The organism is Sphingobium sp. VMM (assembly GCF_056790315.1).
On sequence record NZ_JBXGSI010000012.1, the window covers coordinates 83,315 to 99,919 of the forward strand.

The 16,605-nt window shown below is 66.0% G+C and carries 17 protein-coding genes; 12 read left to right on the top strand and 5 right to left on the bottom strand.

Annotated elements, in window-relative coordinates; genetic code table 11:
- Window positions 1–8: 8 nt before the first annotated feature.
- The gene (locus ACUCV3_RS16460; RefSeq protein ID WP_482240898.1) at window positions 9–662 is read right to left on the bottom strand and encodes a TetR/AcrR family transcriptional regulator; all 654 of its coding nucleotides are present in this window, start codon (window positions 660–662) and stop codon (window positions 9–11) included.
- Window positions 663–731: 69 nt separating this feature from the next.
- Here ACUCV3_RS16460 and ACUCV3_RS16465 point away from each other — a divergent pair, with 69 nt between their 5' ends.
- The 7 genes from ACUCV3_RS16465 to ACUCV3_RS16495 all read left to right on the top strand — a co-directional run bounded on the left by ACUCV3_RS16465 (window position 732) and on the right by ACUCV3_RS16495 (window position 7,493).
- Window positions 732–2,117, top strand: a complete 1,386-nt coding sequence (locus tag ACUCV3_RS16465; RefSeq protein WP_482240899.1) for a hypothetical protein — start codon at window positions 732–734, stop codon at window positions 2,115–2,117.
- A complete protein-coding gene (locus tag ACUCV3_RS16470) occupies window positions 2,114–3,532 on the top strand; it encodes an acyl-CoA reductase (protein WP_482240900.1) in 1,419 nt (472 codons plus the stop codon). The genes ACUCV3_RS16465 and ACUCV3_RS16470 overlap by 4 nt, the downstream gene beginning before the upstream one ends.
- A gap of 161 nt (window positions 3,533–3,693) precedes the next feature.
- Window positions 3,694–5,043, top strand: coding sequence for an MFS transporter (locus ACUCV3_RS16475; RefSeq protein ID WP_482240901.1), 1,350 nt, complete (start codon window positions 3,694–3,696; stop codon window positions 5,041–5,043).
- Between the two features lie 17 nt (window positions 5,044–5,060).
- Complete coding sequence (locus tag ACUCV3_RS16480) at window positions 5,061–5,363, top strand: DUF1330 domain-containing protein (RefSeq protein WP_037508193.1); 303 nt, start codon at window positions 5,061–5,063, stop codon at window positions 5,361–5,363.
- Window positions 5,364–5,385: 22 nt separating this feature from the next.
- The gene (locus ACUCV3_RS16485) at window positions 5,386–6,039 is read left to right on the top strand and encodes a carboxymuconolactone decarboxylase family protein (protein WP_004209481.1); all 654 of its coding nucleotides are present in this window, start codon (window positions 5,386–5,388) and stop codon (window positions 6,037–6,039) included.
- 118 nt (window positions 6,040–6,157) lie between these two features.
- Window positions 6,158–6,388 (top strand): biotin/lipoyl-containing protein, encoded by a 231-nt coding sequence (locus tag ACUCV3_RS16490; protein ID WP_004209482.1) that lies wholly within the window; start codon window positions 6,158–6,160, stop codon window positions 6,386–6,388.
- Window position 6,389: 1 nt separating this feature from the next.
- The gene (locus tag ACUCV3_RS16495; protein WP_482240902.1) at window positions 6,390–7,493 is read left to right on the top strand and encodes a Gfo/Idh/MocA family protein; all 1,104 of its coding nucleotides are present in this window, start codon (window positions 6,390–6,392) and stop codon (window positions 7,491–7,493) included.
- 142 nt (window positions 7,494–7,635) lie between these two features.
- Here ACUCV3_RS16495 and ACUCV3_RS16500 read toward each other — a convergent pair whose 3' ends face one another.
- Window positions 7,636–8,436, bottom strand: coding sequence for an enoyl-CoA hydratase/isomerase family protein (locus tag ACUCV3_RS16500; RefSeq protein ID WP_279727353.1), 801 nt, complete (start codon window positions 8,434–8,436; stop codon window positions 7,636–7,638).
- A gap of 134 nt (window positions 8,437–8,570) precedes the next feature.
- Between ACUCV3_RS16500 and ACUCV3_RS16505 the strand changes: the two genes are divergently transcribed.
- The gene (locus ACUCV3_RS16505) at window positions 8,571–10,259 is read left to right on the top strand and encodes an FAD-dependent oxidoreductase (protein ID WP_482240903.1); all 1,689 of its coding nucleotides are present in this window, start codon (window positions 8,571–8,573) and stop codon (window positions 10,257–10,259) included.
- A gap of 129 nt (window positions 10,260–10,388) precedes the next feature.
- On the opposite strand, the gene ACUCV3_RS16510 is transcribed toward ACUCV3_RS16505, so the two are convergent.
- Complete coding sequence (locus tag ACUCV3_RS16510) at window positions 10,389–10,688, bottom strand: hypothetical protein (RefSeq protein WP_017500048.1); 300 nt, start codon at window positions 10,686–10,688, stop codon at window positions 10,389–10,391.
- A gap of 16 nt (window positions 10,689–10,704) precedes the next feature.
- On the bottom strand, window positions 10,705–11,712 hold the full coding sequence (locus tag ACUCV3_RS16515; protein WP_482240904.1) for a zinc-dependent alcohol dehydrogenase family protein: 1,008 nt from the start codon (window positions 11,710–11,712) through the stop codon (window positions 10,705–10,707).
- Between the two features lie 204 nt (window positions 11,713–11,916).
- On the opposite strand from ACUCV3_RS16515, the gene ACUCV3_RS16520 reads away from it, so the two are divergent.
- Window positions 11,917–12,912 (top strand): thiamine pyrophosphate-dependent dehydrogenase E1 component subunit alpha, encoded by a 996-nt coding sequence (locus ACUCV3_RS16520; protein WP_279727357.1) that lies wholly within the window; start codon window positions 11,917–11,919, stop codon window positions 12,910–12,912.
- A complete protein-coding gene (locus ACUCV3_RS16525) occupies window positions 12,909–13,895 on the top strand; it encodes an alpha-ketoacid dehydrogenase subunit beta (RefSeq protein ID WP_125998009.1) in 987 nt (328 codons plus the stop codon). The genes ACUCV3_RS16520 and ACUCV3_RS16525 overlap by 4 nt, the downstream gene beginning before the upstream one ends.
- 46 nt (window positions 13,896–13,941) lie before the next feature.
- On the opposite strand, the gene ACUCV3_RS16530 is transcribed toward ACUCV3_RS16525, so the two are convergent.
- Window positions 13,942–14,427: an Lrp/AsnC family transcriptional regulator gene (locus tag ACUCV3_RS16530; protein ID WP_004209492.1), complete on the bottom strand. Its 486-nt coding sequence runs from the start codon at window positions 14,425–14,427 to the stop codon at window positions 13,942–13,944.
- Window positions 14,428–14,521: 94 nt separating this feature from the next.
- On the opposite strand from ACUCV3_RS16530, the gene phhA reads away from it, so the two are divergent.
- Window positions 14,522–15,388 carry a phenylalanine 4-monooxygenase gene (gene phhA, locus ACUCV3_RS16535; protein WP_279727359.1) on the top strand — a complete coding sequence of 289 codons (867 nt, stop codon included), beginning with the start codon at window positions 14,522–14,524 and terminating at the stop codon, window positions 15,386–15,388.
- On the top strand, window positions 15,385–16,596 hold the full coding sequence (locus ACUCV3_RS16540) for an amino acid aminotransferase (RefSeq protein WP_279727360.1): 1,212 nt from the start codon (window positions 15,385–15,387) through the stop codon (window positions 16,594–16,596). Before phhA ends, ACUCV3_RS16540 begins: the two co-directional genes overlap by 4 nt.
- Window positions 16,597–16,605 lie beyond the last annotated feature (9 nt).

Below are 16,605 nucleotides of genomic sequence, written 5' to 3' on the forward strand. Positions count from 1 at the left end.
CCGGGTTGCTAGTCCGATCTTGTCCTTATGCCGTTCAGGAACAGGCGCACGGCGGCCCGCACCCAGTCGTCCACCTCGGCGGCGTTCATCGGCTGGGGTGATCCCACCAGCCGGATCGGCCCGCCCAGCACCATCGTCATGAACAGGCTGGCTGCCATGTCCGGCCGGTCCACGCAAATCGCCCCGGCGCTATCATGGCGGCGCAGCAGGTCGGCCAGATGGTCATGCACCGGCTGGGCGCCCTGGCTGTAGGACAGCATCAGAAGGTCGGGGAAGCGATAGGATTCGGTGGTGATGATCCGCCGCAGCCGGACACCCTCTGGCGTCGACAGGTCGGCGATGCGCAACCGGGCAATCGCGACCAGCGTGGTTTCCAGATCCTCACCGGCGATTGCCTCCAGTGCGGCGCGCGGCGTAGCGGTGCGTGCGATCGCCCGGCCGACCGCGGCCATGAACAGCGCCGCCTTGTCGGGATAGCGGGCATAGATGGTGCGCTTGGTCATGCCGACGGCGGCGGCCACCGCCTCCATCGTCGTCAGCTCGAACCCCTTGTCGAGGAACATGTCGAGCGCGGCGTCGAGCATTTCGGCCTGGCGTGCCTGCGCCTGCGCGCGGGTCGGGCGCCCGGCGGCGGGGCGGGGATCTGAAATCGGAGTGTCCATGACCAGCATCATTATGGCCCTTGCCGCCTTTTGCGAATCATGCATAATGATACGCATAAGGTGCTATTAATGCACCGGAGCTACAAGGGCAAGGAGCAGGATATGGGCGCGCAGGCCGATCGCCTCACCGGACTGGTCAGTTCGGACTATCGATTCAACAGTCCCCATGCCGAATTGCGCGACGCGCAGATTGCGGCGCTGAACGAGCGGTTTCAGGAAAAGAAGGATGGCATCCGCCTGCTCGGCCACCGCGCGCGGGAAGCGGGGATCAGCGAGGTGACCTCGCTCGACGACGCGGTGAAGCTGCTGTTCCCGCATACGGCGTACAAGAGCTACCCCGAAAACTGGCTGATGCAGCAGCGCTGGGACAAGCTGACCCAGTGGCTCAACACCATTTCCGCCCATCCCGTGACCGACATCGACCTCGATGGCATCACCGATGTCGATGACTGGATCGCCCGGCTGCAGGCGGCGGGCCATTATGTCTCCTGCTCCAGCGGCACCACCGGCAAGTCGGCGATGCTGATCGCGTCGCAGGCGGACATGGACTGGTCGAGGGTCGATACCGTCAATGTCTTTGCCTGGGGATCGGGCGTGCAGCCGGCGCAGGACCGCCGCATCATGGGCCTGGCCCCGGTCGCCAAGGTGCCCAAGAACGAGATTATCGGGGAAGCCCAGCGGGCCGCCTTTGGCGATCCCGCCAAGGCGATGTTCCAATATCCGGTGCCGCCGATCACTGTCGGATCGCTGACCCGCATGGTCGTGCTGCGCAAGGCGATGGCGGACGGCAGCGCGCTGCCCGGCGACATTGCCGAGTTCGAGGAAACGTCCCGCTTCCGGCAGGAGGCGATGGACGCCGCCGTCCATATCGCCGCCGATGCGATGATCGAACATCGCGCCGACAAACTCTATATCGCGGGCATGTGGAACGCGCTCTACCATGTCGCCAAGGCGGTGCGGGAGCGCGGCTATAGCGCCAAGGATTTCAACCCCGACAACTGCATCTATATCGGCGGCGGCCTGAAGCGCGCGCAACTGCCGGACGATTATCAGCAGTTCGTGCATGAAACCTTCAACATTCCCGAAGGCCGGCACTTCCAGAATTATTCGATGCAGGAACTCAACAGCGGCATGCCCAAATGCCGTGAGGGCGGGCGTTATCATGTGCCGCCCTGGATCGTGCCGATGATCCTGGACAAGGATGGCGATGCGTTGATCGAGCATGATCATGATGGCGAGGTCGAGGGTCGGGCCGCCTTCTTCGACCTGTCGCTCGACGGCCGCTGGGGCGGGGTCATCACCGGCGACCGGATATCGGTCGACTACAGCCCCTGTGCCTGCGGCAATAGCGGGCCATCCATTCGCGACACTATCGCCCGCTATGCCGATCTGGACGGCGACGACAAGATCGGCTGCGCGGGCACCGTCGATGCCTATGTGCGAGGTGTGGCATGAGCGTGCTGGAACAGACGGCCCCGGTCGGAACGGCGGCCGAACCGATCCGCGTCGATCATTTCGTGCGCGGCAAACTGGTCGAGGGCGGGGCGGTGCGCCATCGCTCGCGCGACCTGGGCGTCGATTTCGCGACGCCGCAGATCGACCTCAATGCGCTGGTCGCGCCGCGATCCGAACTGCCGCCGCTGCTCGACGTGCCGGTCAGCGAGATCATCGATTTCCTGGTTGAGGCCGGGCAGCGGATGGATTTCGAGACCAATCCCTATTTGCAGGCGGCGCTGGAACATACGGTCAAGGTCAATCCGCTGCCGCGCCGGGTGGTGGAAAATCTGTTCCGCCGGGCCAAGCATTTCCTGACGCCCGAGGGGCTGCGCTGCAGCATCGAATCAAGCTTCCTTGATCCCGCCGCGCTCGACCGCTGGGTGGAACGCACCGACATGCACGGCAATCGGGGCGCACTGCGCGCCTTTCCGCCGCGCATGGTGCATATGCTGGCCGGCAATTCGCCCACCGGCTGCATCTCCTCAATCGCGCAGGGCGCGCTGGTGAAGGCGGTCAACGTCTTCAAGATGCCGTCGAGCGACCCCTTCACCTGCGTCGCGATGCTGCGCACCATGGCCGATGTCGATCCTAATCATCCGGTCGTCCGCTCCATGTCGGCGGTCTATTGGCGCGGCGGCGACGAGCGGATCGAAGGGACGCTCTATCGCCCGCAATATTTCGACAAGATCGTCGCCTGGGGCGGCGGCGACGCGATCAAGAATGTCATCAAATATCTCGGCCCCGGCATCCAGATGGTGTCGTTCGATCCCAAGACATCAATCTCGATGATCGGACCGGAAGGGTTCGATCCCGCCGTCATCGAGGATGTCGCCGATGCCGCCGCCACCGACGTCGCGACGATGAATCAGGAAGCCTGCCTCGCCAGCCGCTTCATCTTCGTCGAGGGCGACCGGGCCGGGGTGGAGGCCTTCTGCGCCAAGTTGCAGGAAACGCTCGGCCTGGATCGCGAAACCGCCTCGGCGGTAGCGCATCCGCTGCCGGTCGAGGTGCGCGACGAGATCGAGATGCTGACCCTGATGGGCGACGACACCAAAGTCTGGGGCAAGCCGGACGGCCGGGGCCTCGTCATCCTGACCGACGAGCCGGTCGATTTCCATCCGAGCAACAAGACCGCCAATGTCGTCCATGTCGCCTCGCTCGATGCGGCGGTCCGCCATGTGAATGTCGCGACCCAGACGATCGGCATCTATCCGCCCGCGGCAAAGCTGGCACTGCGCGATCGCCTCGCCAGCGCCGGGGCGCAGCGCGTGGTCCGGCTCGGCGGCGCGGCCAAGCATGTGATGGGCGGCGCTCATGACGGCATGTTGCCGCTGCAGCGCTTCGTCCACTGGATGAGCGACGAGGACGCCTGATTCTCTCTGGCCGGGCGGGGAACGGCCATCGCGCAAGCGATCCTTTCCCGCCCGCATTGCCTCCCGCGTCGAACCGGTTTCAAATCCTGTCCGGACAAGACGGCTCCAGCCGCATGATCGTCGCGCGCCACGACCGCGCCGCAACAGGTGAGGACAAGCGCATGGCAGACAGCGACCCGCATTTCGACACGGCTTCCGCCGTCACGCCGCCCGAAGCGCTGCCCTCCATGGCCTATCGCGCCTATTTCCTGCTGCTGATGGTGCTGGTGTCGGCTTCGGTTCAGGGCGAACGCTATCTGATGGTGGTGATGGTGGAGCCGATCCGCCACGAACTGGGCCTGTCCGACGCCGCGATCGGCATGGCCAAGGACATGATCATCGCGATCGTCTATATCCTCGCCATCATCCCGCTGGCGCGGCTGGCCGATGGCTGGTCGAAACGCAAGATCGTCGCCATCGCCGCCACGGTGTGGAGCGCCGCCGTCATCGTCTGCGGTCTGGCGAAGAGCTTCTGGATATTGCTGATCGGCCGCGCCGGCATCGGCCTTGGCGAAGGCGGCTTCACCCCGCCGTCCCAGGCCTGGATTGCCGATCTTTTCCCGATCCGCCAGCGCGCGACCGCGCTGTCCATCTTCCTGCTCGGCGCCTCGCTCGGAACCTTCCTCGGCCCGGCCGTCGGCGGCTGGGCGGTGCAGGCCTATGGCTGGCGCGAGACGCTGATCTTCGCCTCCATCCCCGGCTTCATCCTGGCGCCGATCGTCTGGTTCACCCTGCGCGACAGCCGATCGGGCCTGGCCGACGGTGCCTCGGCCGAGCAGGCGCGGCCCGTGCCCTTCCTCCAGACTGCGCGCGAATTGCTGGCCATCCGCACCCTGCCGCCGCTGATTGCCGCCGCGTCGCTCAATGCGCTGCTGACCATGGGCTTCATCAGCTGGGCGCCGGCCTTCATGGAACGGACCCATGGCATGCCGGCCAGCCAGGCCGGGTTGCAGATGGGCGGCGCGCTCTTTTTCGGCTCAGCCATCGGTCATACGCTGGGCGGACCGCTGGCCGACTATCTCGGCCGCCGGGATATGCGCTGGTATGTCTGGATCCTGATGTTGTCGGGCGCCTGCGCCACCGCGATAGGCTGGATGATCCTCACCGGTCCGGGCGAGCGGGTCTTCCCGCTCTATGGCCTCAACATGCTGCTGGGCGGCCTCTCCGCCGCGCCGCTGATGGCGGTGGTGGCGGGGCTGGTGCCCTCGCGCTCGCGCGCCACTGCGATCGCGGTGCTGATGGTGTCGATCCAGGTCGTCGGCCTGGGTGGCGGACCGGTGCTGGTGGGCGCGCTCAGCGATGCGCTGCGCCCGGTCTATGGCGAGGATTCGCTCGGCATGGCGATGCGCTGGGCGCTGCTGGTCGGCATTCCCAGCACCCTCCTCGCCTGGTTCGCCAGCCGCAGTTGCCGCAAGGATTTCGCCGCGGCCGGCGGCTGGGACCGCAGCGTTATGCCCGCCGCCATCCACTGACGCGAGGAACGCTGCCGATGCCCGCCTATATGATCGTCACCCGCGAAGGCCCGATCGCCGATCAGGAAGCGATGGATACCTATAGCGCGATGAACCGCGCCAATGCCGCGACCTTCGTCGCCCATTACGGCATCCGTCCGCTCGCCGTTTATGGCGCGCAGCAATTGCTGGAAGGCGACGGCGCGGACGGCGCGATCATCCTGGAATTTCCCGACGCCGCCAAGGCCCGCGCCTGGTATGACAGCGCCGAATATCAGGCGGCCTTGCCCTATCGGATGAAGGCAGCGCCCTATCGCGTGCTGCTGGTCGAGGGACTTTGAGATTCTCCATCAAGGACGCATCATGACCGACATCACCCCCCGTATTTCCCATCTGCCGCGCGACCAGTGGACCGACGACGCGCGCGAGGTTTTCGCCTTCTGGGGCGAACCCAATGCCTGGGAGGAAGGGTCCAAGACCAATGTCATGATGGTGATGGCCAACCATCCGCCGCTGGGGAAGGTCTATAATATCTGGGGCAAGCATCTGCTGATGGCGAACAGCCTGTCGACGCGTGCGCTCGAACTGCTGATCCTGCGCGTCGCCTGGCGGGTGAACTCGGCCTATGAGTGGCATAATCATGTCGGCTATGCGCTCAACGCCGGCATCACGCTGGAGGAGATTGGCGCGATCCGCGATTTTCCCGAAGGCGGCGACTGGGCGGAGCAAGATGCGCTGGTGCTGCGCTCGGTCGACGAACTGATCGAGGATGGCAAGATCAGCGATGCCACCTGGGACGGGCTGGGCGCTCATTTCGACACGCGGCAGAAGATGGATCTGGTCTTTTCGATCGGCCATTATGTCATGACCAGTTGGGCGCTCTCCTCCTTCGGGGTCGGCATCGAGGGTGGGGCCGACCCGATCGGCTTCGACCTCAAGACCGGATCGGGCAGGACGCCGGGCAAGACCTTCAAGCCGGGCGAAAGTGACAATTGGACCGACACGCGCGGTTACTGATCCCCGCCCTTCTATCGCGCCGGTGATATGGCGGCGGCGGGCCGCTTTTGCGCATTGTCCGCCGGCAAAGGCGCGATAGCAGGGGAACAGATATTCGCTGTTTCAAAGGGGACACACCATGGCCACCGACATCCTGCTGCCCAAGATCGGCTTTTCCATGACCGAGGCGCAGATTGCCGAATGGCTGGCCGAAGACGGCGCGACCGTTACCGAGGGCCAGCCGCTCTATCTGCTGGAAGCCGACAAGTCGGCGAACGAGGTCGAGGCCCCGGCCAGCGGCACGCTGCGCATCATCGCCCAGCCGGGCGAAACCTATGAGGTCGGCACCGTTCTGGGCACGATCGAATAAGATGGTGCTGCGCGTCGGCATCGTCAGCGCCGCCTGGGGCGCCTTCGCGCATCTGCCTGCCTGGCGCGCCATTCCCGGCGTCGAGGTAACGGCGATCTGCACCTCGCGCGAGGAGACGGCTCGCGCCGCGCAGCAGCGGCTCGGCCTGCCGCGCGCCTTCTGGAATGCGCAGGAGATGTGCGCCGATCCCGACATCGACATTGTCGACCTCGGCACCCGGCCCAGCGTCCGCCTGCCGATGGTGCTGGCCGCGCTCGCCCATGGCAAACATGTCTATAATGCCAGCCCCCACGCCCCCGACTGGGCCGGGGGCAAGGCGATCAACACGGCCTGGCAAGGCGGCACCAGCATCGGCGTGGTCGACGCCTTCTCGCAATATCTGCCCGCCCTGCGGCAGATGAAGGCGATGCTGGACGATGGCCATATCGGCCCGCCGCTCGGCGGCACCTGTCATTTCAACATCTCGCTGTTCAACCAGCCCAACAAGCTGTTCCCCTATAACTGGTTCGCGCAGGCCGGGCAGGGTGTGTCGGCGGTGCGCAACAATGGCAGCCATGCGCTCTATCTGCTGCTCCACCTGCTCGGTCCGATCGCCGAACTGGTCGCCGACGACAGCCAGATACTCAAGCGCTGGACCTTCCCGGACGGCGACACCATCACGCCCGAAACCACCGATCTCGCCAATGTCATCCTGCGCTTCGAAAGCGGGCTGGTGCTGCAGATGCAGATCAGCTGGAGCATGGCGCTGCACGACGGTTTCCTGCTCGACCTGTTCGGCGACAAGGGCCGGATGGTCTCCACTTCGCCCACTTTCCCGACCGCGCGCGACTGCACGCTGCGCGCGGGGCAACTGGGCGGCACGCTGGAGGATGTGGCGCTGGCTGACGCGTTCAAGACGACGCCCGGCATCGCCCTCGACTGGCAGAGCGAGCCCCAGCCCAGCTACCCGATGGCGCTGTCGATGCAGGCCATGGTGGATGCGATCCAAGGTGGCGGCGCCGCAGCCCCGGACTTCGCCCGCGCGCTCGAGGTCGAACGCATCCAGGAAGCGATCCGCATCTCCAGCGCCGAACGCCGCTGGAGATGCGTGGCGGATATTATCTGACGCGCCACCACCGTTCGTCATGCCAGCGAAGGCTGGCATCTCTCTTCTTTTTGCGATGGGCTTGAAAGAAAAGAGAGATCCCAGCCTTCGCTGGGATGACGGTATGAAGAAGGCTGTCGCCTACGCATCGATCAGTGGCCTTCTATCGCCCTGTAAATTTCGGTGTCCGCTTCTCTTTCAGCGCGGCGATGCCCTCGCGATGATCGGCGGTGCGGACGCTGAGCGATTCATAGGCGATGCCGGCTTCCATCACGGCGCCGGCGATCCGCTTCAATTCCATGTTGGTCAATATCTTGGTCCAGCGGATCGCATTGGGTGCCCCGGCCAGCAGCCTGGCGCAGAAGGCATCGACCGCCTCGTCCAGCCGATCGGCCGGCAGGCAATGGTTGATGAGGCCGATCTCCGCCGCCTTGGCCGCGCTCAACAATTCGCCGGTCAGCAGATATTCCTTCGCCTTGGCCAGGCCGATCCGCTGCGCCCAGATGACCGCACCGCCATCGCCGGCGACCAGGCCGATGCGGACATGGGGGTCGCCGATCTTCGCGCCCTCGGCGGCAAAGATGATGTCGCATAGCAAGGCGATCGACGCGCCCAGCCCGACGGCATGGCCGTTCATCCGGCACACCACCGGCTTTTCGATGTCGAGCAGGGCGGAAACGATCCGCTTCGCCTGCCGCGCCTCATGATCGAACAGATGCGGGTTGGCGGCATTATGCTCCATATGGGCGATGTCGCCACCGGCGGAAAAGGCGCGGCCCGCGCCGGTCAGCAGCACCACGTCCGACCCATTGTCGCGCCCGGCAAAGGCCAGCGCCTCGGGCAATTCATCATGCAGGTCGAGATTGACCGCGTTCAGCGCTTCCGGCCGGTTGAGCGTCATCACCAACAGCCGCCCCCGCCGCTCCAGCAGGATGGTGCGATAATCGGGCAGGTCATGGCTCATGCGTCTCTCCTTACGGCCTGCTCTAGCATGGCGCCGCGCGGCGCCAACGTCGCCGTGGCGATGAGCGTGGCTTCGCCCTCCCCATCATCGCCCCGGCACGATAGCCCGGACGCACAGAAAAGGGAGAGCGGCGCATGGACGGGTTCGACGAGATATTCGACTGGGTGGTCGTGGGCAGCGGCGCCGGTTCGATGAGTTCGGCGCTGGTCATGCGCCAGGCCGGCAAGTCGGTCGTCATCCTGGAAAAGACCGACAAGATCGGCGGCACCACCGCCAAGTCGGGCGGCGTCATGTGGATTCCCGCCAACCGTTTCATGGCAGCCGATGGCGAGGCGGACAGTGTCGAGGCGGCGATGACCTATCTCGACGCGCTGCAGGCGCTGGACGGCCATCCGGCCCCCGGCACCTCGCGCGAGAAGCGCCTCGCCTATGTGACGCAGGCGCCGCGCGCGGTCGATTTCCTGGTGGATCAGGGGGTGGCGCTGCAACGCGGTTCGACCTTCTGGCCGGATTATTATGATGAGCAGCCCGGCGGCTGCAAGACGTCGCGCACCGTGGTGGCCAGGCCCTTCAACCGCAAGGAACTGGGCGACTGGGCCGACCGGTTGCGCCAGGGCTTTGCCGAATTCAACGTCACGCTGGTCGAGGGGATGGAGGCGCAGAGCCATCGTCGCACCAACAAGGCGTCGGGCAAGCTGATGGCCAAGATCGCGCTGCGCACCATTCGCGACAAGCTTTTGGGCCGCAAATATACCACGGCCGGGGCCGCGCTGCAGGGACGGATGCTGAAAGCCGTGCTGGCTGCCGGCGCCGATGTCCGCACCGATACGCCGGTAAGCGAGATCGTCGTGCAGGAGGGGATCGCCACCGGCGTCGTCACGATGAAGGACGGCAAGCCCTGGCGGATCGGCGCGCGGCTGGGCGTGCTGGTCAATGCCGGCGGCTTTGCCCGCAACCAGGCGATGCGCGACCGCTACATGCCCGGCACCCGCGCCGAATGGTCGCAGACGCCCGAGGGCGACACCGGCGAGATGCAGCAGGAACTGGAGCGGATCGGCGGCCGGCTGGCACAGATGGACCAGATGGTCGGCTATCAGCTCACCCCCGCGCCCGGCTGGGACAAGGGCTATGTCGCGCCCGGTGCCCAGTCGATGACTGGCAAGCCGCACGCCATATTGGTCGATCAGGGCGGCACCCGCTTCATGAACGAAGGGGGCAGTTACGAGCTTTATTGTGAAACGATGGTCCGGCGGAACGCCGTGGTGCCGGCGGTGCCGAGCTGGGCGATCCTGGACCGTCAATATGTCGAACTTTATGCCGTCGCCGGTCGCTTCATCGACAAGGCGATTCCCGAAGGCTGGGTGGAAAGCGGCTATCTGCACAGCGCCGACACGATCGAGGGGCTGGCGACCAGCATCGGCGCCGATCCCGCCACCCTGGCCGCGACGGTGGCGCGCTGGAACGGCTTCGTCGCCGCCGGCAAGGATGGGGATTTCGATCGCGGCGCGCGCGCCTATGACAATTGCGGCTTCGTGGGCGATCCCTTTTCCGCGGAACGCTCCATGGGGTCGATCGAGAAGGGGCCATTTTACGCCGTGCCGGTCGTGCCGGGCGATGTCAGCACCTATGGCGGCGTCGTCACCGATGAACGCGGGCGGGTGGTCGATGGCGCGGGCGCGCCAATCCCCGGCCTCTATGCCACCGGCGTCACCACCGCATCGGTGATGGGCAATGTCTATGTCGCGGCGGGCGCCAGCATCGGGCCGTCGATGGTGTTCGGCTATATCGCCGCGCGCCATGCGGCGGGGCTGGAAAATCAGTAATGAAGGAAGGGAATAGCCCGGAAAACCATTGCCCCCGACGCGGGGGGAGTGCGCCGGGGGCCTGGTAAGATGTCTCGGCCTGAGGGGGCTGGCCGAGACTATTCATAGATAGGAAGCCGTGGGCGGCTTTCAACCCGCGTCGGACGGAGAATTTTCATCCTGCGCATCGAACCGGGCCGGACGCGAGAGCAGGAAGGGCAGGCTGGGCGAGGCGATCTTGGTCTGGCCGCCATCGGCGTGGATCAGCGTCACGCGGCCGACCCCCGGCGAGGCCACGACCGCGACCACCGTATCGACCCATTGGTGCAGCACCGCGCGCGAATGGGCGAGTTCGTCGCCACCGGTCCGGGCATCGCCCTCCGCCTCCAGTTCGGCCTCCAGTTGCAGCACGCGCTCGGCCGCCTCGCGCGCCTTTTCATTCTTGTCCATGCGTCCGTTCCAGAATTTAGAGTAGGTTTATCCCGATCTTGCCGAAAAATTGGCCGCTTTCTAGATGGCGGCAGGCATCGGCCAGACGGGTGAGATCATAGACCGCATCGACCACCGGCCGGATGCGATGCTGCGCGCAAAAGGCCAGCATCGCCGCATGCTCGGCGCGGTTGCCGACCGAGATGCGGGCGACCGGATGGCCGCCGACATCGGCCAGGTGCCAGCTGAATTCGGACCCCAGCATGCCGATCGCGGCGATTACCCCGCCGGGGTTGAGCAGCGATGCGGCGGTTTCCACCTGGCTGGCACCGACCACATCGACCACGATGTCGACACCGTGTCCGCCCAGCGCCTGGCGGATCGCCGCTGGCCAGTCGGGATCGGTCCGATAATTGACGCTGATGTCGGCACCCAGCGCGCGGGCGCGCGCCAGCTTCGCGTCGGAGGAGGAGGTGATGGCGACATGCGCGCCGGCCGCCTTGGCCAATTGCAATGCCGCAATCGAGACGCCGCCGGTGCCTTGGCACAATATCCATTCGCCCCGCTGGATCGGGCGGGGCAGGAACAGCGCGTTCCAGGCAGTCAGGCCGGCGCAGGTCAAAGTCGCCGCCTCCAGATCGCCGAGCGCGTCCGGCACAATGCACAGGCTTTCCGCCGGAAAGACCGCATATTGACGCGCGACGCCGTCGGCGCTGCCGCCCAGCATCGCCATGCTCGGCTGTCTTCCCTCCAGCCAGCCCAGCGCGAAGATCGGATTGACCCGGTCGCCCGGCTTCACGCGCGATACGCCATCGCCGACCGCGACCACCTCGCCGGTGGCGCAGGACAGGGGGACATAATCGGGTTCCTTGGCGAGCCCCGCCATCATGCCGCGGGCGATGATCAGATCGCGGAAATTGAGCGTCGCCGCCTTGAGCCGAACCAGCGCCTCGCCCGGCCCCGCAACCGGGATCGGCACGCTGTGGATCGCGATCCCCTCAATACCTTCGCCGCCCTTGGCGACGGCGGTCAGCATGTTCGTCATCGCGCGCTCTCCCTGCCGCCAGCTTGGGCCGATCGGACCGCATTGCAAGCATCGCCGGCCGCATATCGGTGGAGCGAAATCGCGCGGAAAAGCGACGCATTTTCGCGCCTTTTGGGGCGTAGGGCCACATATCGCCGGGGCGAGTTGACCCCCGATGCCCGACGGCCAATGCAGGGGGCACATTCCATAGCCATCGAGGAACCCATGGCAGAGTTGAGCAACGCCCCGGCGCCGAGCCAGGAAGCGCTGGTGGACATCTACCGCCGCATGATCCGGATCGAGCGCAATGACGACGCGATCCGCAAGACCATCCGCCTGGGGCGGCTGGTCATGCCCTATTATTCGGCGCGCGGGCAGGAAGTGATCCCCGCGACCATCTCGTCGCTGCTGACCGACGACGACAAGATCTGCACCATCTATCGCGGCATCCACGACATGGTGGCCAAGGACATGCCGCTGCGCCCGCTCTGGGCGGAGATTGCCGGCCGGGTCGATGGCACCTGCAAGGGCAAGGGCGGGCCGATGCACCTCACCCATCCCGAAACCGGGGTGATGGTGACGACCGGCATTGTCGGCTCTTCCATGCCGATTGCCAATGGCCTCGCCTGGGCGGCGAAGCTCGACGGATCGAAGCGGGTGACGATCGCCTATTTCGGCGACGGCGCATCGAATATCGGCGCCTTCCACGAAGCGCTGAACCTGGCGTCGGTGTGGAAGCTGCCGGTGATCTTCGTGTGCCAGAATAACGGCTTTGCCGAACATACGCGCTACGAAAATGGCACCTCGGTCGACTTCATCGCCAAGCGCGCAATCGGCTACGGCATGCCCGGCCATACTGTCGACGGCAATGATCCGCTCGCCATGTATGCCGCCGCGCATGAAGCGATCACCCGCGCCCGCGAGGGCGAGGGGCCGACCCTGCTGGAATGCAAGACCTTCCGTTTCCTCGGCCATGTGCTGGGCGACGACGACAAGTACATGACCAAGGAGGAAAAGGCCGCGGCAATCGCCAAGGATCCGCTGCCCGCCTTCAAGACATGGCTGGTGACACAGGGCCACGCGACCGAGGATCAGCTGGCCGAGATGCAGGCGAAGATCGAGGCCGAGGTCGAGGATGCCCAGGAATTCGGGCTGGCCAGCCCGCTGCCGTCGGTCGACGAACTGCGCCGCGATGTGTTTGCCCAGGAGATGCCCGCATGACGGCCAAGAAGATGAACTCGCTCCAGGCCGTCAATTCGGCGCTCGCCCAGGCGATGGCGGAGGATGACAAGGTGCTGGTGCTGGGCGAGGATGTCGCCGACCGTGAAGGCGGCGGCGTCACCGGCGCGACCGCTGGCCTGTCGACCCGCTTCGGCGACGATCGCGTCAAGTCGACGCCGATCTCGGAACAGGCGATCATCGGCGCGGCGATCGGCGCGGCACTGGCCGGCTACAAGCCGGTGGCGGAGATCATGCTGATGAACTTCACCACCGTCGCCATGGACATGATCTTCAACCATGCCGCCAAGCTGCGCTTTATGTCGGGCGGGCAGAGCACGGTGCCGATCACCATCCGCACCCTGACCGGCGCGGGCTGGCAGACCGCCGGCCAGCATGCCGACCATCTGGAAGGCTGGTTCGCCCACACCGCCGGCATCAAGGTGGTCGCGCCCTCGACCCCGGCCGATTACAAGGGGTTGCTGCTGTCCTGCATCCAGGATCCCGATCCCTGCATCTTCATCGAATCCGCCGGCAGCCTGTTTATTCCGGGCGAGGTGGACGAGGTCGCGACGCCGATCCCGCTGGGCAAGGCGCGGATCGTGCAGGAAGGCAGCGACATCACCATCGTCTCCTGGTCGTCGCAGCTGCTGCGCTGCCAGGCCGCGCTGCCGGCGCTGGCGGAGGCAGGCATTTCGGCCGAACTGGTCGATCTGCGCACCGTGTCCCCCTGGGATCGCGAAGCAGTGCTGGCCTCGGTCGCCAAGACCGGCCGGGCGCTGGTGGTGCATGAAGCCGTGCGTGACTTCGGTCCGGGTGGCGAAATCGCCTCGACCATTGCCGAGGAACTGTTCGGTCAGCTCAAGGCCCCGGTCCGGCGCCTGGGCGCGCCCAAGTCGCCGGTGCCCTTCGCCAAGGTGCTGGAGGACGCCTATATCGTCTCGCCCGAGCGCGTGGCCGAAGCCGTCAAGGCGCTGATGGCCTGAAGATCGGAAGACGGCCGGGGCAGCAATTGCTCCGGCCGCTTTCTTCCTACCGTCCCGCTTCCCCCACCGGCAGCACCGTGGTGAATTTCGTCACCGACAAGGCGAAGTGGGAGGAAGCGCCGCCGACCGAGGGGTGTTTGAGCAGGTTGCGCATCAGGAAATGCTCATAATCGGCGACGTCGGAGGCCACGACCCGCATCAGATAGTCCCATTCGCCCGACATGAGGTAGCATTCCATGATCTGCGGATGCGCCTCGACAAAGGCGTGGAAGGCGTCGACGCTTTCGCTGGTGTGGCTCTTCATCCGCACGCTGCACAAGATGTTGACGGCATGGCCCAGCTTCTCCGCATCGGCGAGGCGCACCGCGCCCTTGAGCACGCCCATCTCCTCCAGCGCCCGGATCCGCCGCCAGCAGGAAGGGGCGGTGCTGCCGACCCGTTCGGCCAGGTCCGCATTGCTGAGCGAAGCGTCGCGCTGAAGCTCTGCGACGATGCGGCGGTCGAGCGCATCGAGATTGACGGATTTGTTCATGATATCGCCGATCGGTGAATTGATTTCCCAAAATCCCTTGTAAATTCTCCCCGATTGAAAGGCAATTACGCCCACTCTGTGAGAGATTGGCGTGATGGTAGAGGAGCTTGAACCACCCGCAGGCGCTGCGACCGACTGGACGATCCCGCAGGCGTGGGACCGCTACAGCGCGGCCGAGCATGCGATGTGGGATACGCTGTTCGCGCGCCAGTCCGCCATGCTGCCCGACCGGGTGGTGCCCGAGTTCATGGCCGGGCTTGATATCCTGCGCATCAACCGCCCCGGCATCCCCAATTTCGATGAACTGTCCGATCGGCTGATGCGCGCGACCGGCTGGCAGGTGGTGGCCGTGCCGGGGCTGGTGCCGGATCGGGTCTTCTTCGAGCATCTGGCCAATCGCCGCTTTGTCGCCGGCCGCTTCATCCGCACCCCCGACCAGATCGACTATCTGCAGGAGCCGGACATTTTCCACGATGTCTTCGGCCATGTGCCGCTGCTCGCGAATCCGGTCTTCGCCGACTATATGGAGGCCTATGGTGAGGGCGGCCTGCGCGCCGCCGATCTGGGTGCGATCGAGCGGCTGGCCCGGCTCTACTGGTACACGGTCGAATTCGGCCTCATTCGCCGGCCCGAGGGGCTGCGCCTCTATGGCGCGGGCATCGTCTCCTCCTATGGCGAATCCGTCTTCGCGCTCGACGATCCCTCGCCCCATCGCCTTGGCTTCGACCTCAGGCGGCTGATGCGCACCCGCTATCGCATCGACGATTATCAGCAGAGCTATTTCGTCATCGACAGTTTCGAGGATTTGCTGCGCCAGACGGTCGAGACCGACTTCGCCCCGCTTTATGCGCAACTGGCAGGGCAGCCCGATTTCGCGACCGACGCGATCACCGACACCGACATCATCTACACCCGTGGCACCCAAGCCTATGCCCGTGCCCGCGCTTCTGAGGTTCTATGACAGACACGACCCTTCTTGCCCCGGCGCCCGGCCGGTCCCTGTTCGGTGCGCTCGATCGCCAGGCGCCCGACGCGCTGCTGGGGCTGATCGCGCAGTATCGCGCCGATCCGCGCGCCGACAAGATTGACCTGGGCGTCGGCGTCTATCGCGACGAGGCGGGCGCGACCCCGGTAATGCGCGCGGTGAAGGCGGCAGAAGCGCTGCTGCTGGCCGAGCAGGGGAGCAAATCCTATCTCGGGCCGGAGGGCGACACGGGCTTTGTCGACCTGCTCGCCGCCATCATCTTTGGTCCGCTGGCAGGGGCCGACCGGATCGCCGGTGTGCAGACGCCGGGCGGCACCGGCGCACTGCGGCTGGGCGCCGACCTCATCGCCCGTGCGCGGCCCGGTGCCACCGTGTGGATCGGTGATCCGACCTGGCCCAATCATGCGCCGATCTTCCGCGAGGCCGGGCTGGCGCTGGCGTCGCACCGTTTCCTGGATGGTGCCGGCGCGGTCGATTTCGACGCGATGCTGGCCGATCTGGCCGCGGCCCAGGCCGGTGACGTGCTGCTGCTCCATGGCTGCTGCCATAATCCGACCGGCGTCGATTTCAGCGCCGATCAATGGGCGGCGATCACCGATCTGTGCGCGGCGCGCGGCCTGATCCCCTTCATCGACCTCGCCTATCAGGGTCTGGGCGACGGGCTGGAAGCGGACGCCGCCGCCACGCGGCAGATGTTGGCCGCCGTGCCCGATGCGCTGGTCGCCTATAGCTGCGACAAGAATTTCGGCCTCTATCGCGAGCGGGTGGGCGCGCTGTGGGTGCAGGGGGCGAATGCCGCGCTGACCGCGCTCGCCTTTTCCAACATCGTCGCGCTGGCGCGCGGCATCTGGTCGATGCCGCCCGATCATGGCGCGGCGATCGTGCGCACCATCCTGGAACGGCCGGCGATGCGCGCGCAATGGACGGACGAGCTGGACCAGATGCGCACCCGCATCAATGCGCTGCGCGCCGCGCTGGCGGCGGCCCATCCGCAGCTTGCCGCCATTGCCGGCCAGCGCGGCATGTTCGCGATGCTGCCGGTAACCCCTGCCGCCGTCGCCGCGATGCGCGCCGACCATGGCATCTACATGGCCGGCAATGGCCGCATCAACATCGCCGGGCTGCGGCTCGACACCATCCCCGCCTTTGTCGCCGGCCTTTCGCCGCATCTGCCTTCTGCCTGAGGAACCCGT